This window comes from Streptomyces sp. 150FB, assembly GCF_000818195.1.
In the GTDB taxonomy this organism is placed as follows: domain Bacteria; phylum Actinomycetota; class Actinomycetes; order Streptomycetales; family Streptomycetaceae; genus Streptomyces.
The window spans coordinates 5,075,474-5,078,869 of record NZ_JTHL01000001.1; the positions used below are offsets into that span (position 1 = coordinate 5,075,474).

At 71.5% G+C, this 3,396-nt stretch carries 3 protein-coding genes and 1 pseudogene; all 4 read left to right on the forward strand.

Annotation, left to right across the window (positions count from 1 at the left end; translation table 11 throughout):
• Positions 1-358: pseudogene (locus tag QR77_RS43875) on the forward strand (TetR-like C-terminal domain-containing protein); the annotation flags it as partial.
• An 87-nt stretch (positions 359-445) separates the two neighbouring features.
• Positions 446-970 carry a DNA-binding protein gene (locus QR77_RS21715; protein WP_236711136.1) on the forward strand — a complete coding sequence of 175 codons (525 nt, stop codon included), beginning with the start codon at positions 446-448 and terminating at the stop codon, positions 968-970.
• A gap of 106 nt (positions 971-1,076) precedes the next feature.
• Positions 1,077-2,471: a glycosyltransferase 87 family protein gene (locus QR77_RS21720; RefSeq protein WP_063798062.1), complete on the forward strand. Its 1,395-nt coding sequence runs from the start codon at positions 1,077-1,079 to the stop codon at positions 2,469-2,471.
• A gap of 116 nt (positions 2,472-2,587) precedes the next feature.
• Positions 2,588-3,337 carry a VWA domain-containing protein gene (locus tag QR77_RS21725; protein ID WP_040023729.1) on the forward strand — a complete coding sequence of 250 codons (750 nt, stop codon included), beginning with the start codon at positions 2,588-2,590 and terminating at the stop codon, positions 3,335-3,337.
• Positions 3,338-3,396: the final 59 nt, after the last annotated feature.

Sequence of the window (3,396 nt, forward strand, 5' to 3'; positions counted from 1 at the left end):
CCCCGCCGACACCGGTTCGCTGGAGGGTGATCTGACCGCGCTGAACCGCGAGGTCCACGACGCGCTGACTGCGGATCCGTCGATCACCAGGGCGCTCATCACCGCGTCGTTCCGCTCCGAGGAGGCGGCCCTCGCGCTGGTCAGGTTCTGGGAGGAGCGGTACGAGCGGTGCGGGCCGGTCGTCACCCGCGCCGTCCGGCGGGAGGAGATCCCGGCGGCGACCGACGGGCGGCGGCTGCTGATCGCGGCGACCGCGCCGCTCTACCACCAGCTCGTGCTGCTGCGCGGACCGGCGGACGAGCGGCTGATCGTTCAGGCGGCGCACGCCGTCGCGCTCGCCGCTTCCGCCGGCGTCTTCGTTCCCACGAACGATGAGACGAGCGATGAAACAACTCGTTCACAACAATCAGTTGACAGTGATGCGAACGAAAGTCATCCTGGCGGCATGTCATCAAGCGCCGACCAGTCGACAGCCGCCGCGTTGTCGGCAGCCGAGCAGTCGACAGCCGCCGAGCAGTCGACCGACCCGTTCACCCCGCCGCCCGCTGACGAGGCCCGCGCCCGCCGCGCCCCCGCGTCGCTGTTCCGCATCGCCGAGCGCCACGCCGCCACCGCCGAACAGCGCGCCCGCCAGAGCAACCCCATGATGCTCGGCCCGCACGAGGCCATCAGGCTCGTATCGTTCCTGCTCAGCGGCGCCGCACTGCCCGACGACGGCGAACCGGACGTGGACCACGCCGACATCACCGCCGCCCTCACCCTCATCCCGCTCGCGCGCGGGGAGATGGACGCGCTGGAGACCGGACTCCTCCAGATGTCGCGTGGCCGGGGCATGACGTGGCAGGAGATCGCCTTCGGCCTCGGGCTCGGTACACCGCAGGCGGCCAGGCAGCGCTACGAACGACTGGTCGGCCGTACGGAGACCACGGATACCCCCGGCGCGGACGCGGTTACAGGCACCCCTACCTGAAGTGGCTGCGCGAAGTCGCGACGAGAAACGGCGTACTCGAGACGGTGACGGGGATCATCACTACCTTGGGTGCCGTGATTGCACGAGCGAACGTAAGTTCGCAGATATGAGCAGCTCCAGCGCCGAACAGGCGCGCCAGACGCGGCAAGCAGGGCGGGCGCGCGCCTCCGTCCGGCGACGGCCCACACCGATCGCGGCCGCGCTGTGTCTGGTGTCCCTCATCGCTTTCTACGTCGCTCAGCGCGCCGCCCACGTCACCATGCTCGACCTCGACGTCTACCGCGCCGAAGGCATGGCGATACGTACCGGCGCCGACCTCTACGACATGCGCGCCACCGTGCACGCCCTGCCCGCCACCTACCCGCCGTTCGCCGCACTGCTGTTCATACCGCTGACCTGGCTGAACCTCGCAACGACGCGGGTCCTCGTCAACATCGCCAACCTCTCCCTGCTGGTCGCGCTCGTCCATCTCTCGCTGCGCCTGCTGGGCCGGAGGCCGTCCCGCGTACCCCTGCCCGCCGTCACGTTCGCGGTCGCCGCGCTCGCGGTCTGGTGCGAACCGGTGTGGACGACCCTGCGCTACGGGCAGGTCAACCTGGCGTTGGCCGTGCTGGTGCTGTGGGACCTGACGCGGCGCGCGGACCACCGGTGGGCCGGGGTCGGTATCGGGATCGCCGCCGGGATCAAGCTCACCCCCGCGCTCTTCGCGGTCATGCTGGCGGTGGCGGGAATCGCCCTCGGCGCGCGGCGGTTGCGCCAGGGGCTTCCGGTGTGGAACGCGTTTCTGAGACGCGCTGCGGTCGCCGCCGCCACCTTCGCGGGTACGGCCGGACTGACCGCGCTGCTCGCGCCGCACGACTCCCGCCGCTTCTGGACCGGGATCATCTTCGCCAGCGACCGCGCCGGTTACACCGAGGCCACAGCGAACCAGTCACTGCGCGGAGTCCTCGCCCGCGCCCTGCACACCGGCGATCCGGGCCTTACGTGGCTGATCGCCGCCCTCGTGATCGGCTGCGCCGGCCTCGCGCTGGCCACGGCCGCCCTGCTCGCCGCCGACCGGCTGCCGCACGCGACCGCCTGGGCCACCCTGAGCTGCGGTGTCACTGCGCTCGTCGTCAGTCCGATCTCCTGGTCCCACCACTGGGTGTGGGCGGTGCCGCTGGTGATCCTGCTCGCTGCGGAGGCGGTACGGCGCGGTGACCGCCGCTGGGCGGCAGGCGCCGTGGCCGCCGGTGTCCTCTTCCAGTCCTTCGCGCTCTGGCTGGTGCCGCACGACGACGGTCGCCACGAACTGCACCAGAGCGGGGGCCAGATGCTGCTGTCGGCGGTCTACCCGCTCGCCGGCGCGCTCTTCCTCGCCGTCGCGGCCACGGTCACGGTCCACGCGTGGCGACGGCGTCCGCCCGTACGCGTCCCGGCACGCCGATCGCCCGGCGCACCGGCCACGGTTGTGCGTCCGCGTACGCCGGAGTCGGCCGTACGGGCGTCGCGCGGCTCCTGAGGCGGGCGGCGTACACGCGGGGCCGGTCCACTCCGGTCCGGTACGGGCCCCGGCGCTCGCGTCAATTGCCCGATCATGCCGGTCCTGCCGGTCCGAAGAGAGGACAATCACGGCGCATGGTCATCGACTACCGCAAGCGGCCCAAGGCGCCCGCCGCCGCCATCAGCCTGGACAAGATCACCGACCGTGCTCCCGGTCTCGTCAGCCTCTACAAGACCGCGGCGGTCTCGCTCGCCAAGCACCAGGTCGGCCAGGAACGCGCCGCCGTCTACCTGGTGCTGGACCGCTCCGGCAGCATGCGCCCGTACTACCGCGACGGCTCCGTGCAGCACCTCGCCGAGCGGACTCTCGCGCTGGCGGCGAACCTGGACGACGACGGGGTGGTGCCGGTCGTCTTCTTCTCCACCGGCATCGACGGGACCGCCGAGATCAGCCTCGACGCCTACCGCGACCGGATCGGCCCGCTGCACGACTCCATGGGGCACATGGGGCGCACCAACTACCACGTGGCCATGCAGGCCGTCATCGACCACTACGAGTCGTGCTGGGCCCAGGATCCGGCGTTCGTCATATTCCAGACCGACGGCTCGCCCACCTCCAAGGCCGCGGCGGAGCATGTCCTGTGTACGGCGGCGAGGCTGCCGATCTTCTGGCAGTTCGTCGGGTTCGGCGACGACGAGTTCCGCTTCCTGCACAAGCTCGACGACCTGCCGGTGCCGGGCAGCCGTGTGGTCGACAACGCCGGGTTCTTCGCGGCGGGACGGTCACCGAGGAGCATCTCGGACGGGGATCTGTACGACCAGTTGCTCCAGGAGTTCCCGCTGTGGCTGACCGCCGCACGCGCGGCCGGGATCGTACGGAGCTGAGGGCCCCGGGCCGGGGGCCGACGGCCGGGCGCCGGGCCGGGGCCGAGCGGGGCACCGAC

Bases quoted from the DNA above. Each gene is read 5' to 3' on its own strand.
- QR77_RS21715 (WP_236711136.1), top strand. From the start codon at position 446: ATGTCATCAAGCGCCGACCAGTCGACAGCCGCCGCGTTGTCGGCAGCC.
- QR77_RS21720 (WP_063798062.1), top strand. From the start codon at position 1,077: ATGAGCAGCTCCAGCGCCGAACAGGCGCGCCAGACGCGGCAAGCAGGG.
- QR77_RS21725 (WP_040023729.1), top strand. From the start codon at position 2,588: ATGGTCATCGACTACCGCAAGCGGCCCAAGGCGCCCGCCGCCGCCATC.